This is a genomic window from Aeromonas sp. TW 6 (genome assembly GCF_013168745.1).
Taxonomy (GTDB): domain Bacteria; phylum Pseudomonadota; class Gammaproteobacteria; order Enterobacterales; family Aeromonadaceae; genus Aeromonas; species Aeromonas caviae.
On the sequence record NZ_JABERS010000010.1, the window covers coordinates 51,770 to 74,459 of the forward strand.

Here is a 22,690-nt window from a genome sequence, read left to right on the forward strand (position 1 = left end):
TCAAGCATAAATATTTTATCAGGCGAACCATCCATAAGAACAAACCAAAACAGTCATGCATATCGATTCAATTTGAATGGTTAGCATAATGTTTCATACAGGTTACATTCAGGTGCGCAGTATAATCCGCAGCCACTGTCAGGCAATAAGAGACATGAAAAATATATCTATAGGGTGACCCCGTCGATCCTCCCATAAAAAAACCGGAGCCTGTCTGGCTCCGGTCTTGTCACGAACATGATGCTCAATCGCGAACGTAAATGACTTCGACGCCGTCGTCGTCCTCATCGTCCCAGTCGTCATCGTCCAAGCCATCATCGAAGGCCTTGGACGCCGCCAGGGCATCGGCTTCCGCCTTGGCCAGCTGGTTCTTGTGATAGTCGTCCCACTTGAACTCCACCTTCTCGATGGCGTCTCTGGCATCTTCCGCCAGCTGACGGGGCATGGTGTCCAGCAGATCCAGGATGTCGTAGCACACCTTCTTGGTGCCTTCCTTGCTGATGGCGGTGATGGCGTAGACCGGACCTTCGTGGTTGAGGGCTGCCTTGACTCTGTCCATCACTTCCTGAGCCTCTTCTTCCAGGATCAGGTCCATCTTGTTGAACACCAGCCAGCGCGGCTTGCCCGCCAGCTCGGGGCTGTATTTTTCCAGCTCCCGGACGATGGTCACGGCATTCTCGGCAGGATCGGAGCCATCCACCGGGCAGATGTCCACCAGGTGGATCAGGACGCGGCAACGCTCCAGGTGCTTGAGGAAGCGGATACCCAGGCCTGCTCCCTCGGCAGCCCCTTCGATGAGGCCGGGAATGTCGGCAATGACGAAGGAGCGGGAGTTTTCACCGCGTACCACACCCAGATTCGGTACCAGGGTGGTGAAGGGGTAGTCTGCCACTTTCGGACGGGCCGCAGAAACGGCGCGAATGAAGGTGGACTTGCCTGCGTTGGGCAGACCCAGCATGCCGACATCTGCCAGCAGCAGCAGCTCCAGCCTCAGGGTACGCACTTCACCCGGGGTGCCGTTGCTCTTCTGGCGCGGCGCCCGGTTGACCGAGCTCTTGAAGCGGGTGTTGCCAAGGCCGTGGAAGCCGCCCTTGGCAACCAGCAGCTTCTGATCGTGACTGGTCAAATCCCCCAGCAGTTCGCCGGTGTCTTCATCGGTGGCGCGGGTGCCGACCGGTACTCGCAGGATCTTGTCCTTGCCGCGACGACCGGTACAGTTGGCACTCTGGCCGTTCTCGCCACGCTCGGCGGCGTGGAAGCGCTCGAAACGGTAGTCGATCAGGGTGTTCAGGTTTTCATCGGCCACCAGATACACGTCGCCACCATCACCGCCGTCACCGCCGTCCGGGCCGCCGTTCGGGATGTACTTCTCGCGGCGGAAGCTCACACAACCGTTACCACCGTCACCGGCATCGACTCGAATCTGGACTTCATCAACAAACTTCATAGGTAACCGTCACCTTAATTCGAAAAACCGATACGCAATTATAGTGATACGGGCCCCTTCGGGCGAGGCGCATCTGGCCGATGAGGGCTGTCAGCGCCGGCTCATCCGCGTGCCGTTTTTTCGTCAAACTCATCAGAAAAACAAAAGCCCCGCCAGGTTGGCGGGGCTTCGGATCCTTGCGGTCCGTAATTACTCAGCAACGATGCTGACGTACTTACGATTCTGCGGACCTTTAACTTCGAACTGCACTTTACCGTTCGCGGTAGCGAACAGAGTGTGGTCCTTGCCCAGACCAACGTTCTCACCAGCGTGGAACTTGGTGCCGCGCTGACGAACGATGATGCTGCCAGCCAGAACTGTTTCGCCGCCGAAACGCTTCACGCCCAGGCGTTTAGCTTCAGAATCGCGACCGTTGCGGGATGAACCGCCAGCTTTTTTGTGTGCCATCTATCGGACTCCTCTAATTAAGCGCTGATGCCAGTGATTTTGACTTCAGTGAACCACTGACGGTGGCCCGCTTGCTTACGGTGGTGCTTACGACGACGGAACTTGACGATAGTCACTTTCTCGCCACGGCCGTGAGCCACAACTTCAGCCACAACCTTGCCACCTTCAACGAAAGGAGCACCTACTTTGAAAGTGTCGCCTGCAGCAACCATCAGCACTTCGTTGAAGTCGATGGTAGCGCCAGTCTCAACGTTCAGCTTTTCCAGACGAACGATTTGACCTTCGGCCACACGGTGTTGTTTTCCGCCGCTTTGGAATACCGCGTACATTTGATTAACTCCGTAAAGGCGTGTCTTTTGCTCAAGGCCAGACACGCACAAAAACCTATAACAATGGGCGGGCATTCTACGCAGAACGATTTGCCGAGGCAAGGCCAATTTAGCAAAAAGTTTATTTTGTGCGCATATCTGCCCCCGTGAATAAACGCCTAACTGTAACCCATTGTGAAATCGTGTAGAATCCCCGCCATTGCTAAAAACGCAGTAAATGCTGCCGTCACGTTACGAGACTTATGGACCAACAGACTATCCGTGCGCTCTGTGCCGCCGACATGACGGCGGTCAATGAACTGATCCTGGCGAGACTCCAGTCCGATGTCAGCCTGATCAACCAGCTGGGTTTCTATATTGTCAGTGCAGGCGGAAAACGGATGCGCCCCATGCTGACCGTGATGGCCGCACGCGCACTGGGCTATGAGGGTGAAGATCACCTGAAACTGGCCGCCATCATCGAATTCATTCACACCTCCACCCTGCTGCACGACGACGTGGTCGACGAATCCGACCTGCGCCGCGGCCGGGAAACCGCCAACGCCCTGTTTGGCAACGCCGCCAGCGTCCTGGTGGGTGACTACCTCTACAGCCGCTCCTTCCAGATGATGAGCGAACTCTCCAACCTGAAGGTGATGGAGATCCTCTCCGATGCCACCAATACCATCGCCGAAGGAGAAGTGCTGCAGCTGATGAACTGCAACGATCCGGATACCACGGAAGAGAGCTACATGACGGTCATCTACTGCAAGACCGCCAAGCTGTTTGAAGCCGCGACCCGACTCGCCGCCGTGCTGACCCATCAGCCCGAGCCCGTCGAGCAGGCCATGACCGACTACGGCAAGTACCTGGGTACCGCGTTCCAGATCATCGACGACGTGATGGACTACTGCTCCCAGAGCGAGGAGATGGGCAAGAACGTGGGTGACGATCTGGCCGAAGGCAAGCCGACCCTGCCACTGTTGCGTGCCATGGAAGTGGGTACCCCGGAAGAGCGTCAACTGGTGCGCGATGCCATCGAGCACCGCAACGGGATGGATCACCTGGAGCGTATTCTGGGCATCCTGGATCGCACCGGAGCTCTCGAATACTCCCGCCAGCGAGCTCGGGAAGAGGCTGACAAGGCCATCGACGCCCTCGCCATCCTGCCGGACTCCCGGCACAAGCAAGCGCTGGAGACCCTGGCCCACATGGCGGTGCAGCGCAGCGCCTGATGCCAGCCGGCGGACAATAAAAAAGAGGCCCTCTGGCCTCTTTTTTATTGTCTGAATTCGCCGTGCCACTGTCGTATCAACACAGGTTATAACGGGCCAACGCCCACAAGATGACACCACCGGCCACCACCAGACAGCCGCCGATGCGGCGCAGCTGTTCCGGCGGCAACTCCCCGAGCAGGCGCAGCATCTGCTGCCATGCCCTGGGAGCAAGCAAGGGCCCCAATCCTTCAAAGAGCAGCAGCAACCCCAGCCCCATCAACATGGATGTCAGCATCACCTCTCCTTGTCCCTGTTCCCCTGCCGGTCTGTGGCCGGCAAACAAAAGGGCCTGAATCATCAGGCCCTTGGGTCATATCAACACATGTTTACTGCTTGTTGCCGTGCGGCGACTTGAGGTAGCGGAAGAACTCGCTGTCCGGTTTCAGGACCATGAGGTCGTTGCCACCGGCGAAGCTCTTGCGATAGGCCTCCATGCTGCGCACGAAACTGAAGAACTCCGGGTCCTTCTTGTAGCTGTCGGCATAGATCCTGGCGGCTTCGGCATCCCCTTCACCACGCAGTTGACGGGCATTACTCTCGGCATCGGCGATCATCACGGTCACCTTGCGGTCGATGTCGGCACGCAGGATCTCGGCCTGCTCGCGGCCCTGTGAACGGTGTTCACGGGCAACCGCGGTCCGCTCGGCACGCATCCGCTGATAGATGGAGCTGGAAACTTCCACCGGCAGGTTGATCTGCTTGATGCGCACATCCACCACCTTGATGCCGAGCTCGGAGGAGCGCGCCATCTTCATCAGGGCATCTTCCATCACGGTACTGCGCTCGCCGGAGACGATGTCCTTGATGGTGCGGTTACCGATCTCGGAACGCAGGCCGTTGTTGATCTTGCGCTTGAGCAGGTCTTCAGCCTGGATCTTGTTGCCACCACCGGTCGCCAGGTAGTACTTGGAGAAGTCCTCGATCTTCCACTTCACGTAGGAGTCGATGATGAGGTCCTTCTTCTCGGACGTAACGAAGCGATCCGCCTGGCCTTCCAGAGTCTGGATGCGGGCATCCATCTTGCGTACCTGGTCGATGAGCGGCACCTTGAAGTGCAGACCCGGCTCGTACAGGCGCGGTTCACCAGAGTCGACCCGTTTCACCTTGCCAAACTGCACCACGATCCCCTTCTGTCCTTCATCGACGATGAAGATGGAAGAGAAGCACACCATGGCCGCCACAGCGATGACACCAATAGCTAGCTTTTTCATCTATCAGTTTCTCCCTGTGCTGAAACGATCACCGCCACGCAGCGGGGTCGGAGTGGAGTTGGCCCCTTCGTTGGACGGCTGGGCCGCCTCGACTGCCGGGGTGCCCGCAGGACGTGCCGGTTGCACGGCATTCGCCTTGCCAGAGAGCTTGTCGAGCGGCAGGTAGATCATGCTGTTGTTGCCAGCCGGCATGTCGACCACCACCTTATTGGCCTGCTGATAGAGCTCTTCCATGGTTTCCAGGTAGATACGATCACGGGTCAGCTCGGGCGCGGCCTGATACTGGGGCAGCAGCTCGTTGAAGCGAGCGACTTCACCCTTGGCCTTCAACACGATCTGGGACTTGTAGGCTTCGGCCTCCTGCTCCAGACGTTTGACCTGGCCACGAGCCTTGGGCTCCACTTCACGGGCATAGGCTTCCGCTTCACGGATGAAACGCTGCTCATCTTCCTGGGCGGAGATGGCGTCATCAAACGCATCCTTCACCTCTTCCGGCGGACGCGCCGGCAGGAAGTTGACGTCCACGATCTGCAGACCCATCTGATAGGGCTCGATGATGCTGTCGATCACCTGCCAGGTTTCCTGACGCACCTTCTCACGACCCGTGGTCAGCACATCATCCATCCGGGTGTGACCCACCACGTAGCGCAGGGCGCTGTCGGTGGCCTGGCTCAGGCTCTCGTCGGCGTTGGTCACGCTGAACAGGTACTGCTCGGGATCGACCACGCGATACTGCACGTCCATCTCGACCCGCACCACGTTTTCATCCTGGGTCAGCATGAAACCGGACGCCGGCAGGGAACGGACAGACTCTACGTCCACCGGGATCACCCGGTCGATGAAGGTCGGTTTCCAGCGCAGACCCGGGTCCACGTTGTGGGAATATTCGCCAAAACGCAGCACCACGCCCCGCTCGGCTTCGCGAATGGTGTAGAAGCCGCTGACGACCCACACCACCACGGCCACCACCAGCGCGATGGAGAGGCCGAACTTGCCGACGTCACCACCACCGGATTTGCCACCACCGAGCAGACCGCCAAAACGACGGCTCACCTTGCGAAGCATCTCGTCCAGATCAGGGGGGCCCTGATTCTTGCCGTTGTTCCCCCAGGGGTCACGGTCTTTGCCATTGTTACCAGGCTCATTCCAAGCCATCAGCGTCTCCATTAATACATGCGGATGGATATCATCTCTATCGGGCCACAGAGGGGCGATGAAGTCAGCAAACCAGTTATGTTCATCGACCCATCAATGCCTGATAAAGCGTTGTAAACTCTCACCTTCTTGTTTCATGAGGCGGTTCCAGTCAGCCAGTTGCAGGCGAACTTCCAGCACAAAGTCCCCCTCCTCGCTGAAACCTTCCTGCTCGATACCTTTCAGCCGATAGAGCGCACTGCGCAGTCTGGCGGCGGAAGGGGGCAGTTGCAGGGTGTGATGCACCATGGAGCCGGCCAGCAGTTCGGTCAGTGCCTGGAACAGGTATTCACTGCCCTCGCCAGTCTGGGCCGACAACCAGACTCGCACCGGTCGTCCAGCCTCATCCCGTTCAAGACCAGCCGGACGATCCCCCAGCTTGTCGATCTTGTTGCAGATCATCAGTTGGGGACGGTCATCCGCCTCGATCTCGGCCAGCACACGCTGGACCGACTCGATATTCTCCTGCATCTGTTCATCGGCACAGTCCACCACGTGCAGCAGCAGGTCCGCTTCGCGAGTCTCCTGCAGGGTCGCCTTGAAGGCCGCGACCAGATCATGGGGCAAGTGTCGAATAAATCCAACTGTATCCGCCAGGATCACATCACCCACATCCTGGATCACCAATTTGCGCAGGGTGGGGTCCAGGGTTGCGAACAATTGGTCGGCAGCATACACGCTGGCATCTGTAAGTTGGTTGAACAAAGTGGATTTTCCGGCGTTGGTATACCCCACCAGAGAAACGGTCGGCACTTCGTTGCGGTTGCGGGCACGGCGCCCCTGCTCCCGCTGCTTGGCCACCTTGTCGAGGCGGCGCAAAATGGCCTTGATGCGCTCACGCAGCAGGCGTCGGTCGGTTTCAAGCTGGGTTTCACCCGGGCCGCGCAGACCGATCCCCCCCTTTTGTCGCTCAAGGTGGGTCCAGCCTCGCACCAGACGAGTGGAAAGATGGCGCAACTGGGCCAGTTCGACCTGCAACTTGCCTTCGTGAGTGCGGGCGCGCTGGGCGAAGATATCGAGGATAAGGCCTGTTCTGTCCACGACCCGGCACTGGAACAGACGCTCCAGGTTGCGCTCCTGGGCGGGGGTCAGGGCATGGTTGAAGATGACCACGTCGGCGTCCAGCATCTGGACCTGGGACGCGATCTCTTCCGCCTTGCCGCTGCCGACAAAAAATTTGGCGCTGGGTGCGCTGCGACTGGTGGTGATCACCCCCAGTGCATTGACCCCGGCCGAGCTCACCAGCATCTTGAGCTCGTCCAGATCCTCCCGCTCGCCCTCATCGCTGAAGTTGACATGTACCAGAACGGCCTGTTCACCAGCTTCGTAACGGTCAAACAAGCGCTTGCTCCTTGACAGGTATCATGATGGATCTGAGTTGGCGAGTGAACTCGCCGCAGGATATCACGCCTCGGCTTCACCCTGCTCTTCACCGGCGGCGCCCGGGGCGTGCTGGTGATGGTTGACGGCACGGGCCGGCACCACGGTGGAAATGGCGTGCTTGTAGACCATCTGGCTCACGGTGTTCTTCAGCAGAATGACAAACTGGTCAAACGATTCGATCTGACCCTGCAGTTTGATACCGTTCACCAAATAGATAGAAACAGGAATACGCTCACGGCGCAGCGCATTCAAAAACGGGTCTTGGAGAGATTGCCCCTTAGCCATCTTTCTTTTCCTTATAGTTTGTTGTTTTTAAACACCGGATATTCAATATAACAACCTGATTATACAGGAGTGTCAAGCCGGACCAGCTTGGGCGACGACCCTGGCCAGATTGCCAGACTCACCAGATTCCAACCAGGTCACATCAGGCCAACCGCGCAACCAGGTCATCTGACGCTTGGCCAACTGGCGGGTGGCAACAATACCGCGATAACGCATCTCATCATACTCGACTTCCCCCGCCAGGTAGTCCCACATTTGGCGGTATCCCACGCAGCGAATGGAGGGAAGATCCGGGGTAAGATCCCCCCGCTCGTAAAGCGCCCTGACCTCCTGCTCGAAGCCGCTGCCCAGCATCTTGTCAAACCGCTGTTCGATGCGCTGGTGCAGCACGGCCCGATCCCTCGGCGCGATGGCAAACTGCAGCGCCCGGTAGGGCAGCCCCTCTCCCTGTACCTGGGTCAGCTCGGTGAGGGTCTTGCCGCTGATGCGGTAAACCTCGAGCGCCCGGCACAGGCGCTGGGGATCGTTGGGGTGGATGCGTGCACCGGCCACCGGGTCGATGCGCACCAGTTCGTCGTGCAGCGCCTGCCAGCCGAGGCGGGCAGCATCTTCCTCGATGCCGGCCCGAATGGTGGGATCGGCGGAAGGCAGCGGAGAAAGCCCCTCCAGCAGCGCCTTGAAATAGAGCATGGTGCCGCCCACCAGCAGCGGAATGCGGCCACGGTCGGCGATCTCTTTCATCTCCCGCAGGGCATCCTTGCAAAAATCCGCCGCCGAATAGCTCATGGCGGGATCCAGGATGTCGATCAGCCGATGCGGGGCCTGCGCCAGCTCGGCTGGCGTCGGCTTGGCGGTGCCTATGTCCATGCCGCGATAGATGAGCGCGGAGTCCACGCTGATGATGTCGCAGGGCAGGGCCTGGCACAGTTCAATGGCGAGATCCGTCTTGCCGGAGGCCGTCGGCCCCATCAGAAAAATTGCAGTCGGCAAGTCAGCCACGTTAAACACTCCCTTCGGCCGCCCCTTCACGGGCGAGCCGGCATAAAACTGGTCATATGGATGCAACAGACGACGAGACGCCGTCAGTTGCCATCGGCAAACTCGGCCAGCACGTTCGCCAGCGACAACGGGCGCACCATGCGAACGTCTGCCAGTTGGTCACTGAAATCGGCAACAAGTTCCGTCAACAACCGGGTGGCAGTGGCAAAATCGTATATTTTTTCGTCACTTATGCCTTGTTCCACCAACCACTGGCATAGTACCCCAGCCTGCGCGTCGGCATCACTGTCAGATCCGCTCTCGACCAGTTGCAACAATTCGGGTAAGAGGCGGGCCAGATCGGTCTGGCGCAGCAGGGCGGGCACCCGAGTCAGGATCATGGTGTCGCGCCCCCCGCTTTTCAACTCCAGCCCCATGCGTTTGAGCAGACGTTCCCGCTCCTCCACCAGGGCTACCAGGTTTTTCGGCAACTTGAAGGAGACCGGCAGCAATAGAGGCTGGGCCGCCAGCCCCTGGCCCCAGGCATCCAGCAGCCAGTGGCGCAACAACAGACGCTCGGCGCGCACCAGGGAGAGCAGCGCCAGCTGCCCCTGACGCTCCATCAGCAGATAGGCCTGCTCGACCAGGCTCAGGGCGCGCCACTCCCCCGTTCGGGCTGGCGTCTCGACGGCACCGCTCTCGGCTCCGGGCCGGGATGCCGGCGTCGCCACCTCGGGCAGGGTGGTGAGCAAGGCGCCCATGCCTCGCATCGCGGCCCGGCTCGGGGGTTCGGGAGGCTGGTAGTGTCCTCCCCTGCCACCACCGCCTTCCCGCACGCCGTCGCCATCTCGTGCAGGGGCAGGAGCCCGATAGCCGTGTTCGGCACCGTACCACTCGGTGCGCGGCGCCTGACCCGGATAGGTGATCTCCGGGCTGCCCGGCAGCTCGACCTGGGTCTCGGCCAGGGGTTCATCGGTGGCGCTCCCTGCTCCGTCCTGGCGCAGGGCGGTAAACAGCGCCTGGAAGATAAAATCGTGGATGAGACGCGCCTGATGGAAACGCACTTCGTGCTTGGCCGGATGGACGTTGACGTCCACCTGGCGGGGATCCAGCTCGATATAAAGCACATAGGCCGCGAAGCGATCGGCGGGCAGCAGCTCGTCATAGGCCTGGCGGATGGCGTGATTGATGAGCTTGTCCCGCATCATGCGGCCATTGACATAAGTGTATTGCAGGTCGTTCTGCGGCCTGGCCCCTGCCGGAGTGGCCAGCCAGCCCCACAACCGCACGTCGCTGTGTTCGCTCGATACCGCCAGGGCATGGTGCATGAAGGGGGAGCCGCAGACGGCGGCAAGGCGGCGCTCCTGCTCCGCCACCGTGTTGGCCGCCTTGTACTGGCGCACCACTTTGCCGTTGTGACGCAGGATCAGGGTGGCGTCGAAGCGGGAGAGCGCGATGCGGCGCACCAGTTCGTCGATGTGGGCAAATTCGGTCTTTTCGCTGCGCATGAACTTGCGCCGCGCCGGGGTGTTGAAGAAGAGATCCACCACCTCCACCGTGGTGCCCACCGGGTGGGCCGCCGGCTTGACGGTGACGCTCATCTCACGCCCTTCCGCCTGGGCCTGCCAGGCCTCGCTCTGCTCTGCCGTACGGGAGGTGAAGGTGAGGCGGGAGACGGAGCTGATGGAGGCGAGCGCCTCCCCGCGAAAGCCCAGGCTGTTGATCCCTTCCAGATCGTCCAGGGTCGCCACCTTGGAGGTGGCGTGGCGCGACAGCGCCAGCACCAGCTCATCCCTGGCGACACCGCAGCCGTTGTCACGAATGCGGATAAGCTTGGCGCCTCCCTTGTCGATGTCGATCTCGACCCGGTCAGCCCCCGCATCCAGGCTGTTTTCCACCAGCTCCTTGACCACGGAGGAGGGCCGCTCCACCACCTCACCGGCAGCAATCTGGTTGGCCAGAATCGGCGGCAATATACGGATTGGCATCGCTTGCTCCTGCAGATGAAAAAGGGGAAGAGGTGGACCTGGCGCCATCAACGCTCACCGCCCCTCCCTGCCATCGGCAGAGAAGGGCTGCGTTCTTCAGCCCGCGCTATTTTCGCGGAATATAGAGCACCTGCCCTATCTGGATGTCCCGTGACTTGAGCTTGTTGATCTCCACCAGTCGCGCCTGACTCACCCCATGTTTTTCGGCGAGCCGGGAGAGACTCTGGCCACGGGTGACCACGTGGCGGATCATGTTGGACTTGTCGTTGCTCTGCACGCTGGCTACCGGCGCACTCGGCTCCTGGGCTGCGACCTTGTAAGGTTTGATCACGCCGGCACCGGAGGCGCTGCCGACACTGCTGACCGGGGCGCCGCCCTCACCGACGCGATAGGGCTCGCTCGCCGGCATCCGGTTGGTCACGACCTGCTGCGTTGGCTGGGCAGCCGGCTTGCTGACAGCGACCGGCTTGCTGGCAGGCGCCTGACGCGGTGGGGCGGCAACCTGCCCCTTGCCGGTGAGCATGGGCCCCTTGGTCGGGTGGCTGCGGTAATAGTTGCGGATCCCCTCGAAGATGGCCCGGGCCAACTGATCCTGATAGCTGGCGGTGGCCAGCAGCTTCTCCTCGGCGTGGTTCGAGATAAAGCCCGTCTCCACCAGTACAGAGGGGATGTCCGGCGCCTTCAGCACCGCCAGACTCGCATGTTCCGGCGCCTTCTTGTGCAATCTGGCCACCCGGCCGAGCGAGCGCAGGATCTGACGGCTGACGTCATAGCCTTCGGCCCTGGACTTGTCCATGGAGAGATCCAGGAAGGTCTGTGCCAGATAGGGGTTGGGATCGGATTCGGCCAATACCTTGCCGACGCCGCCGAGCAGCTCACCCTGCTTCTCCTGCTTCTCGAGCCAGCTGCCCATCTCGCGGTTGGCACGGTTGGTCGACAGCACCCAGACGGACGCGCCGCGCGGGGTCGAGTTGTGGAAGCTGTCGGCGTGCACCGACACCAGCAGATCCGCCTTGGCCTTGCGGGCGATCTCGGAGCGCTTGTTCAGGTCGACGAAGTAGTCGCCGCGCCGGGTCAGCACGGCACGCATGCCGGGCTCGCGATCGATGAGGGCCGCCAGCTTCTGCGACACCGACAGGGTCACCCGCTTCTCGTAGGTGCGGCGCGGGCCGATGGAGCCCGGGTCTTCCCCGCCGTGACCAGGATCGATGGCGATGACGATGGCCTTGCCCTGTCCCCCGACGGGCGCGGGTTGTGCCGCCGCGCTGCCCTTCTCTTCGTAGGGCAGATCGATCACCAGCCGGTGGCCATAGGGACCGGCCGGCGCCAGCGGGAAGACCACTGGCTTGATGGCAGAGCCGAGATCCAGCACCAGGCGCAGGCTGCCTTGTTCAAGGGGCGTGCTCTCGCGGATCTTGCGCACCAGCTCGCTCTTGTTCTCGATGCGGGCCAGGTTGGTGGCGTTGCTCGCCCCTTTCAGGTCGATGACCAGACGGTTCGGACCGGTCAGGGTGAAGTAGTTGAAATTGGGGGCGCTGCTCATGTCGAGCACCACCCGGGTGTTGTCCGGTGATGGCCACACCCGCACACTCTTGAGCTGATTGGCCCAGGTGGGCAATGCCATCAGGGAGAGAACAAAGACAAGGATCACGCGCACTGAGATGACAACCGTTCCAGAATGGCTTCGCCGATAGCAGTGCGGGCATCAATCTGCACCTCGCGCTGCTCGTTTGCATAACTCAGGGTGATCTCGAGATCCGGGGCTGGCAGCCAGCCCTCGCCCTTCTCTGGCCACTCCACCAGGCAAAGGGTATCGGCGGCGAAATAGTCGCGAATGCCCATGAACTCCAGCTCTTCCGGGTCGGCCAGTCGATAGAGATCGAAGTGATAGACCTGCCACTGGGCAAGCTCATAGGGCTCCACCAGGGTATAGGTCGGACTCTTGACCTTGCCCTCATGACCCAGTCCCTGCACCCAGCCTCGGGTCAGGGTGGTTTTGCCGGCCCCGAGGGCACCGTGCAGAAATACCGTGGTGGCCTGCTGGCACGCCTTTGCCAGACGGCCACCCAGCGCCACTGTTGCTGCCTCGTCCGGCAGTGTCATCATCAAGGTTTTTGCCATGTTCTTCTTGTTACTTGTTACTGTGTCGGATTGACCAGACGACGGATCCAGGGCAGCAGATCCGATGCCAGCATGCCCCTCTCACCCTCGGCGGCGGCCAGATCGGCGGCCTCTGCGTGGATCACGGCCCCGAGTCGGGTGGCCATGCCCGCAGACCAGCCCTGAGCCAGAAGGGCGGCGATTATACCAGACAAGAGGTCACCCATGCCGCCACTGGCCATGCCGGGGTTGCCCTCGTCGCACAGGGAAATACGCCTGCCGTCGCAGATGAGCGACCCCGCCCCCTTGAGCAACACCACACCACCGTAGCGCTGTTGCAGCCGCGAGACGGCCGCAAACCTGTCCCCCTCGACCTCGGCGATGGAGCAACCCAGCAGGCGAGCCGCCTCCCCGGGGTGGGGTGTGAGCACCCAATTATCCTGATGACGGGGGGCCTGCGCCAGCCAATTCAATCCATCGGCGTCCAATACCAGTGGCACGGCGGCTCCGATGCCCTGTTCGAACCGGTCCCGGCCCCACTCATCCTGACCGAGCCCGGGGCCCAGTACCTGCACCGATGCCCACCCTTCATCCATGTCCGCCGGGCATCCCATCAGCTCGGGTTGAACCAGGCTGGCCGCAGGGCAATCCGGGTGCTGGCGCAGGCGTACCAATCCCGCCCCCGCCCGCAGACAGGCCTGACCCGCCAGCAGGATGGCCCCCTGCATCCCGAGGTTCCCCCCCGTCAGCAGTACCTTGCCGCTGTGTCCCTTGTGAGCCGAGCGCCTGCGCGGGGTCAGCAACCCCTTGAGGCTGGGATAATCGATCCGCTCGGCAGCGGGAACCCGTTCCTCCCCCGGCGTCACTCCCAGGGGATCCCGGTCGAGGTGGCCGACTCCGTCTACCCCGTCGGCGGTGTGCATGCCCTGCTTGATGCCGATGAAAGTGAGGGTGCGGGTGGCGCGCACCAGTGCGCCCATGGCGCGGCCGGTGTCGGCATTGAGACCGGAGGGGAGATCCACCGCCAGCACGGGCGCGTTCAAGCCATTGATTGTTGCGACGATCTTTGTCATTGACGAGGAGAGGGGAAGCTGGACACCGGTACCGAGCAGTGCGTCTATGACCAGATCCGGCGGCGGCAGCGTGGCGGGCAGCAGATCCTCGGCCATGGTCACGCTCCCCCCCGATGCGAGCCACTCTTCGGCAGCCCGCCTGGCATCTCCCCTCAGCAGGCCGGGAGCCCGGGCAGCAATCACCAGAGGCTCGAGGCCGATGCGCCGGGCAAGGCGGGCCAGCACGTAGCCATCCCCACCGTTGTTGCCAGGGCCGACGAAGATCCACCACTGACGGCTGTCGGGCCAGTGGTGACAGGCATAGTTGCACAGCGCACTCCCGGCCCGCTCCATCAGCACATAGAGGGGCAACCCCTCCTGCTCGGCCCAGCGCCGTTCCATGCTGCGGATCTGCTCGGCCCGCCACAGGGGTTGTGCTAGACTCTCCCACTCATTTTTGCGGATAGCGTCCCCGAACACCTCTACCATGACGGCCCCCACGTTTCATCATCCCATGACCCGGCAACTGGCACGCCATATTGCCGCCCTGCGCCTGCCACACTCCTGCAGGCAGAGGGGGGATGCTGCATGACGGCTGCCGAACTTGCGCAACTGGCCCACGATATCAAGCTCTGGGCAAGGGAGCTAGGATTTGACCAGGTCGGCATCGCCGACACCGACCTCACCCTGGAAGAGCCAAGGTTGCAGGCCTGGCTGGATGCCGGTTATCACGGCACCATGGACTACATGGCGCGCCACGGCATGATGAGGGCCCGCCCCCACGAGCTGTTGCCGGGCACCTTGCGGGTCATCTCGGTGCGGATGAACTATCTGCCGTTCGAGGCGGGCTTTGCCGCCACCCTGCGCGATCCCACCCTCGGCTACATCAGCCGCTATGCCCTCGGCCGCGACTACCACAAGGTGCTGCGCAACCGGCTCAAACAGTTGGGGGAGCGCATCGAGCTGCGGTGCGAAACCCTGTTGCAGGCGGCGGGACAAACCCTGGGCGAGTGGCGCCCCTTCGTCGACTCGGCCCCTATTCTGGAAAGGCCGCTGGCGGCCAAGGCGGGCCTTGGCTGGGTGGGCAAGCACTCGCTGCTGATCAACGAGTCCGCCGGCTCCTTCTTCTTTCTGGGAGAATTGCTCATCGCCCTGCCGCTGCCCGTGGATGCCCCGGTGGAGAAGGAGCTGTGTGGCAAGTGCGTGGCCTGCATCAATATCTGCCCCACCGGTGCCATCATCGCCCCCTATGTGGTAGACGGACGGCGCTGCATCTCTTATCTCACCATCGAGAATGACGGCCCCATTCCCGAGGAATTCAGGCCGCTCATGGGCAATCGCATCTATGGCTGTGACGACTGCCAGCTCATCTGCCCCTGGAACCGCTATGCCAATGCCAGCCCGGAGCCCGACTTCAGCCCGCGCCCCAATCTGCACCGCCCGCCCCTCTTGACCTTGTGGGGCTGGAGCGAGGCCGAATTTCTCAAACACACGGAAGGCAGCCCCATCCGCCGCATCGGCTATCAGCGCTGGCGCCGCAACCTGGCGGTGGCCCTTGGCAACGGACCGGCCAGCAGCGAGGTCCTGGCCGCCCTGCAACAGGCGCTGCCTGAGGCGGCGCCCATGGTGGCCGAGCATATCGAGTGGGCGCTGGCGACCCTGGCCAGGCGTCAGCAGGAAGAGAATAAAAAGACGCGATTGCTGATCCGCTGCATCGAAAAAGGTCTGCCGGATCACGCATAAGTGATCTGGCACTTGCCGGATCGCAGCCATTTTTTCATGCTCTGCCGACCATTGAACATCGGCACAATAAAAGGAAGATTCTGATGCAGATGCTGGGAGTAGATATTGGGGGGTCCGGGATCAAGGGCTGCCTGGTCGACACCGAAACCGGGGAGCTGATTGGCGAACGCCACCGCATCGCCACACCGCAACCGGCAACCCCGGCCGCCGTGGCACACACCCTCAAGGCGCTGGTCGAGCACTTCCAATGGAAGGGTCCCGTGGGGTGCGGTTTTCCCGCCACCATCCACAACGGCATCGCCAAGAATGCCTCCAACATCGACAAGAGCTGGATTGAGACCGATGCCGCCCACCTGTTTGCCGATGTGACCGGCCTGCCCTGCCATGTCCTGAACGACGCCGATGCGGCCGGTCTGGCGGAGATGCGCTTTGGCACCGGGCAGGATCGCCAGGGGGTCATCATTCTCATCACCGTCGGCACCGGCATCGGTACCGCCGTCTTCGTCAATGGCCAGTTGCTGCCCAACACCGAACTGGGTCACCTGATGCTGGAAGGCATGGTGGCCGAACACTATTGCTCCGATGCGGTGCGCAAGCGCGAGGATCTTTCCTGGGGCCGCTGGGGCAAACGTTTCAACAAATACCTGGCTCGCCTGGAGTTTCTGTTCTCCCCCGACCTCTTCATCCTGGGGGGCGGCAGCGCCGCCAAGCTCGACAAGTTCATCGACAAGATTGAGACCCGGGCTCCCCTGGTGGCGGCCGCGAACCTCAACCAGGCCGGCATCATAGGCGCCGCCCTCTATGGCGCGGCCCGGCAAGGGGGCTGACCGCCAGCAACATCAGAAGACCCGGCCCGTGCCGGGTCTCTCTCATCCGGGCTCAGAGATCGTCGAGGCGATGAGCACCGTGTACCAGACGGGTCAGGCGGGATTGGGCCATGGAGGCCAGGGCTTTCAGCAGCGCCGCCGTGTCGGGCGTGGGGCACTCCCGGGCCAGACGTTCCAGCTCGCCGATGAGCCTCTCCTCCTGGCGTGACACCAGGGCCACTATCTCCGCGGGCTGGGTTGTGGCGGGCAGCGCCAGACGATCCCCCTCGGCCAGCAGATCCTCGCCAAACCCCTGATCCAGCCAGGTCTCCTTCACCGCGCTTCCCATCTGCTCGCGATAATCGTGCAGATGAGCCGCCGCGGCATCCTCCCGCCCTTGCAGATAGGCCAGCAACATTCTGCTGCGCTCAGCATCCACCCGGGGGATCTGGCGCCCGTAAATGTGCCCTTGCCGATGATGAAGCTCCTCGAGATAGAGCATCAGGTCCTTGATCTGTTGGAATCGCATCTCGCCCCCCTCCTGGCATCCACCTGCAGCCAGTATAGGGAGCTGGCATGTCGACACGGCCACAAACTGGTCATTTATTGTTCTGCATCAAGGAGATGGAAAAGAAAGCAGGAAAAGAGACGGCAGGAGGAAGGGGAAGCCGGCAGCGATGCTGCCCGGACGACCGGGCACCTTGTCCGAAGGGGAGACATCAAATCGACGACATAAAAGATATTTACCAGCTTATATTCGGACCAATGTCATCAAATCGGAATCTTATATTGATACTGGTGGTTATACCTCCACACCATAGTCAAATGGCGGGAATCCTTATCCATTTTTTAGACGTCTAGACGTAAAAACATGCGTTGACACAGCCATCCGGACATCTTAGCATCATCCTCCATGATGACAGAGCTACCCAGTGAAACCTCTGCCCAATTTACCCGCCTGTAGCGCCCTGTGCTTTAAGGCTGTTAGCACGGAAGAATCCATGATTAAGTTGATCGGTCTCAACAAAGTCTACGGTAAAGGCAGTGATGCCGTGCACGCCCTGCGTGACGTGAGCCTGCATGTGCCCCAAGGCAAGATCTTCGGGGTGATCGGTGCCTCCGGTGCCGGCAAGAGTACCCTCATCCGCTGCGTCAACCTGCTGGAGCGCCCCACCGAGGGGCAGGTCATCGTCGATGGCCAGGACCTGGTCGCCCTCAGCGAGCGGGATCTGACTCAGGCTCGCCGCCAGATCGGCATGATCTTCCAGCACTTCAACCTGCTGGCCTCTCGCACCGTCTCCGCCAACATCGCCTTCCCGCTGGAGCTGGCGGGCTGGAGCAAGGACAAGATCCAGAGCCGGGTCAGCGAACTGCTGGCCCTGGTCGGGCTGGAAGCCCGTGCCCACGCCTATCCGTCCGAGCTCTCCGGCGGGCAGAAGCAGCGCGTCGCCATCGCCCGCGCCCTGGCACCGGCTCCCAAGGTCCTGCTGTGTGACGAGGCCACCTCGGCCCTCGACCCGCAGACCACCCGCTCGATCCTGACCCTGCTCAAGGAGATCAACGTCAAGCTGGGGCTCACCATACTGCTCATCACCCACGAAATGGACGTGGTGAAGGGGATCTGCGACGAAGTGGCCATCATCAGCGACGGCCGTCTCATCGAGCAGGGGGAAGTGGCCTGGTTCTTCAGCAATGCCAAGACCCAGCTGGCCCGGGATTTCATCCACTCCACCATCCACCTGGAAGTGCCTCAGGAGTATCAGGATCGGATGAGTGCCGAGCGGGTGCCCGGCAGCTATCCCCTGGTGAAGCTCGGCTTTACCGGGACCACGGTGGATTCGCCGCTGATTTCCGAGGCGAGCCGCCGTTTCAACATCGACATCAGCATCCTGAGCGCAGACATCGAATACGCCGGTGGCGTCAAGTTCGGCTTCCTGCTGGCGGAACTGTTCGGGGACGAGGCCCAGTGCGAGGCCACCCAGCAGTTCCTCATCGACAACCACATTCAGCTGGAGGTAATGGGTTATGTCCGAAGCAATGATTAATCTGCTGATTTCGGCTCTGGGCGACACCCTCATCATGGTGTTTGCCTCCGCCCTGTTCGGCTGCCTGCTCGGCCTGCCGCTCGGCGTGGCGCTGCACGTGACCAAGGCGGGCCAGATCCTGGCCAATCCGCTGCTCAACAAGGTCCTGGGCGTCATCGTCAACGTCGGTCGCTCGGTGCCCTTCATCATTCTGCTGGTCGCCATCATTCCGTTGACCCGCTTCATCGTCGGCACCAGCATCGGCACCATCGCCGCCATCGTGCCGCTGACCGTGGGCTGTATTCCCTTCATCGCCCGCCTGGTGGAAGGGGCCCTGATGGAGGTGCCTGACGGCCTGCTGGAAGCGGCCAAGGCCATGGGGGCCAAACCCCTGCAAATCATCGCCAAGGTGCTGCTGCCCGAGGCCCTGCCGGGGATCCTCAACAGTGTCATCATCACCCTCGTCACCCTGGTGAACTACTCCGCCATGGCAGGTGCCATCGGAGGCGGTGGTCTCGGTGATGTGGGTATTCGCTACGGCTACCAGCGTTTCGATCCCACCGTCATGCTGGTCACCGTGGTCATTCTGGTGGTGCTGGTTCAACTCATCCAGAGCGCGGGTGAGCGCCTGGTCAAACAATGTGATCATCGTTAATCGTCGATTTCTGACAGGAGGTTTTTATGAAATTGGGCATCAAATCCGCAGCAGCTGCGCTGCTGGCAACCCTGGTACTGGTCGGTTGCGGCCAGAAGGAAGAGAACAAGACCCTGAAGGTGGGCGCCATCGCCGGTCCCGAGACCGAGCTGGTTGAGACCGCGGCCAAGGTGGCCAAGGAAAAATACGGCCTGACCGTCGAAGTGGTCACCTTCTCCGACTACGTCACCCCGAACGTGGCCCTGAACGACGGCAGCGTCGACGTCAACGCCTTCCAGCACAAGCCCTACCTGGATGCCCAGATCCGTGATCGCGGCTTCAAGCTGGTGCCGGTCGGCAACACCTTCGTCTACCCGATCGCCGGTTACTCCAAGAAGGTCAAGGCCCTGTCCGAGCTGAAAGACGGTGCCCAGATCGCGGTGCCGAACGATCCGACCAACCTGGGTCGTTCCCTGATCCTGCTGGAGAAGCAGGGCCTGCTGAAGCTGAAAGAGGGTGCCGGTCTGGAAGCGACCGTACTGGACATCGCCAGCAACCCGCGCAACTTCAAGATCGTCGAGCTGGAAGCCGCACAACTGCCGCGCTCCCTGGAAGACGTGGATCTGGCCATCATCAACAACACCTTCGCCGGTCAGATTGGTCTGACCCCGACCGAGAACGGCCTGTTTGTCGAAGACAAGGAGTCCCCCTACGTCAACCTGATCGTTGCTCGCGAGAACAACAAGGACGACGAGAAGGTCAAGGAGTTCGTCCAGTCCTTCCAGACCGACGAGGTCTTCAAGAAGGGGACCGAGCTGTTCAAGGGCGGTCTGGTGAAAGGTTGGTAATCACTCACTCTGGAAAAAAGGCCACGTCAAGCGTGCAATGCTGTTCACTTAAGAGAATTTGAGTTCCAGTCCACGTAGTATCAGGACAAAAAATCGAGGGAGGCATGATGCCTCCCTCTTTCTATTGCAAGCCCCGCTGGATAAAGGCTGGAGGAAGATCGACTGGACACAGCCTTGCCCCCTCAACTCAAATCCAATTTATGAATAATCAGTCAAAAAAGTGCTTATCTGAACAGCATTGACGTCAAGCGTGGCCTTTTTTTTTACCCCCGTTATCATAGCCACAAGCACGGCAACACGAAAAACAGAACAACAATGAAAAAATGGTATCTGGCCTACTGCAAACCCAAGGAAGAGGCCCGCGCCCGCGCCCATCTGGCAGCCCAGGGCGTTGAATCCTATTACCCCATGGTCGAGATTGAAAAACTGCGGCGAGGCAAGCGCGTGCCCCAGCGCGAGCCCATGTTCCCCAACTACCTCTTCATCTACGTGGATCTGGAAGAGGTCACCCCGGTCACCCTGAAATCGACCCGGGGCATCAGTCGCATCATCCACTTCGGCAAGGAGTGGACCCCCGTCAGCAGCCAGCTGATCTACCGGCTCATGAGCCGGGACGACAGCGACGAGGCGCGCGCCAGCTATGCCCGCCTGCCGACCCAGGGAGACAAGGTACTTATCGAATCCGGCCCCCTCGCCGGGTTTGAAGCCATCTATCTGGAACCGGATGGCGAAAAGCGGGCCATCCTGCTGGTCAACCTGCTCAACCAGGAGACCTGCAGCAGCTTCGAAAACCAGGCCTTCCGCCGCCTGGAGTGACCCGTCCTGCCGGCAGAAAGAGCCACAGGGCAGTACACAAGACACCATCCCCCAGCTTCCGAACGGTCAGGACCGCACCTGCGGCGTGCATCCTTCCACCACCAGGTTTTCGGGCCGAAAAAAACGGGGCAGACCCAGAGGTCTGCCCCGTTTTTCTCTCCCTTGCGTCAGGCATCCAGTTCGAAGCGGCTGATGGCCGATGTCAGTCTCCCGGTCTCCCGGGTCAGGCGGGCGGCGATCTGCTCCCCCTGCTGGCCATGCTCGCTGGACTGATGGCTGAGCCCGGCAATCTCCTCCACCGTGCCCGCCACCTCCTGCGCCGCCCTTGACTGCTGCTCGGTGGCGGTGGCGATGGCGGCAAGCTGGCCGCTGAGATCCTGCACCAGCGTCGCCATCGACTCCAGAGTCTCGGTCACCGAGGCCACGGCGCCGCGCCCCTGCTCCACCAGCAGGGTGCCGCTGCCCACGGTATCCGCGGTCTCCCGGGTCTGCTGCTGGATGCTGGCAATGGTCTGGTTGATCTCCATGGTCGATGCGCTGGTGCGGCTGGCCAACTGCCTCACTTCATCGGCCACCACGGCAAATCCCCGTCCCTGCTCACCGGCCCGCGCCGCCTCGATGGCCGCATTGAGTGCCAGCAGATTGGTCTGCTCGGCGATAGTGGCGATCACTTCGGTGACCCTCCCCACCTGCTCGCTCTGGCTGCTGAGCTGCGTCATCGCCTGGTTTGCCTGGGCAATCATGGCACCAATCTGCGCCATGGTGGTCCCCATGCGGGCGAGGGCCTGCTCTCCCTCCCTTGCCTGTTGCTCGGTCTGGCGAGCCGCTCCCGCCGCGTCCGCAATGTTGCCCGCCACATCCCGGGTACTGACCGACATCTGCTCGATGGCGGCTGCCACCGCATCGAGCCGCTGGTTCTGGCTCGCCAGATCATCCACGATGGCATTGGTGGTCTGGCCCACCTCGCGGCCAGCCCCTTCCACCTGACCGACCGCCCCCTGGATCTCCCCCACCAGCTCGCGCAGCTGTGCCGACATTCGGTTGATGGAGCCCGTGAGCCCTCCCAGCTCATCCTGACGAAGCACGGGCAAGGGGGTGACGGGGAGGCGGCCATCGGCCACCAGGCCCGCCCGTTTCACCAGGCTGGCGATGTCCCGGGTCAGGCGCCGGCTGAACAGCAGGGCCACCAGGGTACCCAGCAGGATGACGCTGGTGGTGGCCAGCAGCAGGGTGCGGTGAATGGTCTGACTGGCGGCCGCCATCTCCCCCGCCATCTTGTCCACCTCGGCACGGGTATGGGTCACCTGGGTCGCCAGCTGATCCGCCAGCCGGGTCAGGGCGGGCTCTATCTCGGTGGCCATCAGGTGGTTGGCCCTGTCCCAGTCCGGGGCCTGGCGCTTCTCGATCACCTGACCGACCAGCTCTGCAAAGGGGGCTGACATCTCTTCAAAGAGCGTCCAGAGCCCCTTTTGTGCCTCGGTGAAGTTGGCCTCTTGCTGTTTCAGCTCGGCCACCCGCTGCTGGTGGAACTGGTAGTAGTCCCGATACTTGTCCAGGTACTCCTTCTCCCCCGAGATGAGGAAATCCCGCAGGGCGGAGAGCGCATTGCCCAGGCTGTTGTAGGCATCCCCCACCTGCTTGAGCAGCAGGCGCCTGTCACCGGGCAACGTCGCCTGGGGCGTCGCCACCTCTTCATTGGCAAAAGACTGCAACTGATCGAGGGCCGATTCCGCCAGGGGGCCGGCCTCGAGCAGCATCAGGGTGTGGGCGGGCAGGTTCTCTTCGGTGTGAGCCAGGGCCCACACCTGTGACTGTGCCCCCTTGAAACCCTTGAGTGCCCGGGTCAGGTCGGGGGTGAAACGCTGGCGCTCGATGGCGTACCAGGCTTCTTCCCACTCCTGTTTGATGCGATCACCCTGTGCCGGATCCTTGCCGAGGATGAGATAGGCCCGCAGGGATGAAACGGTGGCAATCAGGGCTTTCTGGCTCGCCTCGTCCCGCTGCAGGGCGGGCAGGGCCTGGGCCAGCAAGGCATCTTGCGAGCCTTCGATCCGGCCGAGCTGATGATAGACAAGGGCGGAGGAGAGAATGATGAGCAGGTTGATAAAACAGAAGCTCAACAACAACTTGCTTGATATTTTCATGGCCA

Annotated in this window: 22 protein-coding genes; 7 read left to right on the top strand and 15 right to left on the bottom strand. The window is 61.6% G+C overall.

Annotated features, from left to right (window positions below):
* Nucleotides 1-244 precede the first annotated feature (244 nt).
* From cgtA to rplU, 3 genes are all read right to left on the bottom strand, one after another.
* Nucleotides 245-1,447 carry an Obg family GTPase CgtA gene (gene cgtA / locus HKD46_RS07120; RefSeq protein WP_010673200.1) on the bottom strand — a complete coding sequence of 401 codons (1,203 nt, stop codon included), beginning with the start codon at nt 1,445-1,447 and terminating at the stop codon, nt 245-247.
* Between the two features lie 189 nt (nt 1,448-1,636).
* Entirely contained in the window at nt 1,637-1,894 is a 258-nt protein-coding gene (gene rpmA, locus HKD46_RS07125; protein WP_010673199.1) for a 50S ribosomal protein L27, read from the bottom strand.
* A 17-nt stretch (nt 1,895-1,911) separates the two neighbouring features.
* Entirely contained in the window at nt 1,912-2,223 is a 312-nt protein-coding gene (gene rplU / locus HKD46_RS07130; protein WP_005304210.1) for a 50S ribosomal protein L21, read from the bottom strand.
* Nucleotides 2,224-2,465: 242 nt separating this feature from the next.
* Between rplU and ispB the strand changes: the two genes are divergently transcribed.
* Complete coding sequence (ispB, locus tag HKD46_RS07135; RefSeq protein WP_043152564.1) at nt 2,466-3,437, top strand: octaprenyl diphosphate synthase; 972 nt, start codon at nt 2,466-2,468, stop codon at nt 3,435-3,437.
* A gap of 76 nt (nt 3,438-3,513) precedes the next feature.
* On the opposite strand, the gene HKD46_RS07140 is transcribed toward ispB, so the two are convergent.
* From HKD46_RS07140 to HKD46_RS07185, 10 genes are all read right to left on the bottom strand, one after another.
* Complete coding sequence (locus tag HKD46_RS07140; protein ID WP_043152561.1) at nt 3,514-3,714, bottom strand: DUF2065 family protein; 201 nt, start codon at nt 3,712-3,714, stop codon at nt 3,514-3,516.
* A 91-nt stretch (nt 3,715-3,805) separates the two neighbouring features.
* Nucleotides 3,806-4,690, bottom strand: coding sequence for a protease modulator HflC (gene hflC / locus HKD46_RS07145; protein WP_010673196.1), 885 nt, complete (start codon nt 4,688-4,690; stop codon nt 3,806-3,808).
* Between the two features lie 3 nt (nt 4,691-4,693).
* Nucleotides 4,694-5,845, bottom strand: coding sequence for an FtsH protease activity modulator HflK (gene hflK / locus HKD46_RS07150; protein ID WP_010673195.1), 1,152 nt, complete (start codon nt 5,843-5,845; stop codon nt 4,694-4,696).
* Nucleotides 5,846-5,938: 93 nt separating this feature from the next.
* The gene (hflX, locus tag HKD46_RS07155; protein WP_010673194.1) at nt 5,939-7,225 is read right to left on the bottom strand and encodes a ribosome rescue GTPase HflX; all 1,287 of its coding nucleotides are present in this window, start codon (nt 7,223-7,225) and stop codon (nt 5,939-5,941) included.
* Nucleotides 7,226-7,288: 63 nt separating this feature from the next.
* Nucleotides 7,289-7,552, bottom strand: a complete 264-nt coding sequence (gene hfq / locus HKD46_RS07160) for an RNA chaperone Hfq (RefSeq protein WP_011704864.1) — start codon at nt 7,550-7,552, stop codon at nt 7,289-7,291.
* 72 nt (nt 7,553-7,624) lie between these two features.
* Nucleotides 7,625-8,542 carry a tRNA (adenosine(37)-N6)-dimethylallyltransferase MiaA gene (gene miaA / locus HKD46_RS07165; RefSeq protein WP_119197807.1) on the bottom strand — a complete coding sequence of 306 codons (918 nt, stop codon included), beginning with the start codon at nt 8,540-8,542 and terminating at the stop codon, nt 7,625-7,627.
* A gap of 92 nt (nt 8,543-8,634) precedes the next feature.
* Complete coding sequence (gene mutL, locus HKD46_RS07170) at nt 8,635-10,518, bottom strand: DNA mismatch repair endonuclease MutL (RefSeq protein ID WP_119197354.1); 1,884 nt, start codon at nt 10,516-10,518, stop codon at nt 8,635-8,637.
* Between the two features lie 106 nt (nt 10,519-10,624).
* The gene (locus HKD46_RS07175) at nt 10,625-12,175 is read right to left on the bottom strand and encodes an N-acetylmuramoyl-L-alanine amidase (RefSeq protein ID WP_171865074.1); all 1,551 of its coding nucleotides are present in this window, start codon (nt 12,173-12,175) and stop codon (nt 10,625-10,627) included.
* Nucleotides 12,166-12,639, bottom strand: a complete 474-nt coding sequence (gene tsaE, locus HKD46_RS07180) for a tRNA (adenosine(37)-N6)-threonylcarbamoyltransferase complex ATPase subunit type 1 TsaE (RefSeq protein ID WP_045523780.1) — start codon at nt 12,637-12,639, stop codon at nt 12,166-12,168. The genes HKD46_RS07175 and tsaE overlap by 10 nt, the downstream gene beginning before the upstream one ends.
* A gap of 17 nt (nt 12,640-12,656) precedes the next feature.
* Entirely contained in the window at nt 12,657-14,159 is a 1,503-nt protein-coding gene (locus HKD46_RS07185) for an NAD(P)H-hydrate dehydratase (RefSeq protein WP_171865075.1), read from the bottom strand.
* Between the two features lie 99 nt (nt 14,160-14,258).
* On the opposite strand from HKD46_RS07185, the gene queG reads away from it, so the two are divergent.
* Together queG and ppgK are read left to right on the top strand one after the other, a co-directional pair.
* Complete coding sequence (queG, locus tag HKD46_RS07190; protein ID WP_103261495.1) at nt 14,259-15,413, top strand: tRNA epoxyqueuosine(34) reductase QueG; 1,155 nt, start codon at nt 14,259-14,261, stop codon at nt 15,411-15,413.
* Nucleotides 15,414-15,496: 83 nt separating this feature from the next.
* Entirely contained in the window at nt 15,497-16,240 is a 744-nt protein-coding gene (gene ppgK / locus HKD46_RS07195; protein WP_010673187.1) for a polyphosphate--glucose phosphotransferase, read from the top strand.
* Between the two features lie 52 nt (nt 16,241-16,292).
* On the opposite strand, the gene HKD46_RS07200 is transcribed toward ppgK, so the two are convergent.
* Nucleotides 16,293-16,748, bottom strand: coding sequence for a hypothetical protein (locus HKD46_RS07200; protein WP_010673186.1), 456 nt, complete (start codon nt 16,746-16,748; stop codon nt 16,293-16,295).
* 472 nt (nt 16,749-17,220) lie between these two features.
* Between HKD46_RS07200 and metN the strand changes: the two genes are divergently transcribed.
* The 4 genes from metN to rfaH all read left to right on the top strand — a co-directional run bounded on the left by metN (nt 17,221) and on the right by rfaH (nt 20,541).
* Nucleotides 17,221-18,264: a methionine ABC transporter ATP-binding protein MetN gene (metN, locus tag HKD46_RS07205; RefSeq protein WP_010673185.1), complete on the top strand. Its 1,044-nt coding sequence runs from the start codon at nt 17,221-17,223 to the stop codon at nt 18,262-18,264.
* Nucleotides 18,245-18,898: a methionine ABC transporter permease gene (locus HKD46_RS07210; RefSeq protein WP_029313844.1), complete on the top strand. Its 654-nt coding sequence runs from the start codon at nt 18,245-18,247 to the stop codon at nt 18,896-18,898. The genes metN and HKD46_RS07210 overlap by 20 nt, the downstream gene beginning before the upstream one ends.
* 26 nt (nt 18,899-18,924) lie before the next feature.
* Nucleotides 18,925-19,725, top strand: coding sequence for a methionine ABC transporter substrate-binding lipoprotein MetQ (gene metQ / locus HKD46_RS07215; protein WP_010673183.1), 801 nt, complete (start codon nt 18,925-18,927; stop codon nt 19,723-19,725).
* 315 nt (nt 19,726-20,040) lie between these two features.
* Nucleotides 20,041-20,541, top strand: a complete 501-nt coding sequence (gene rfaH, locus HKD46_RS07220) for a transcription/translation regulatory transformer protein RfaH (protein WP_010673182.1) — start codon at nt 20,041-20,043, stop codon at nt 20,539-20,541.
* Nucleotides 20,542-20,708: 167 nt separating this feature from the next.
* Here rfaH and HKD46_RS07225 read toward each other — a convergent pair whose 3' ends face one another.
* Complete coding sequence (locus HKD46_RS07225) at nt 20,709-22,685, bottom strand: methyl-accepting chemotaxis protein (protein ID WP_103261497.1); 1,977 nt, start codon at nt 22,683-22,685, stop codon at nt 20,709-20,711.
* Nucleotides 22,686-22,690 lie beyond the last annotated feature (5 nt).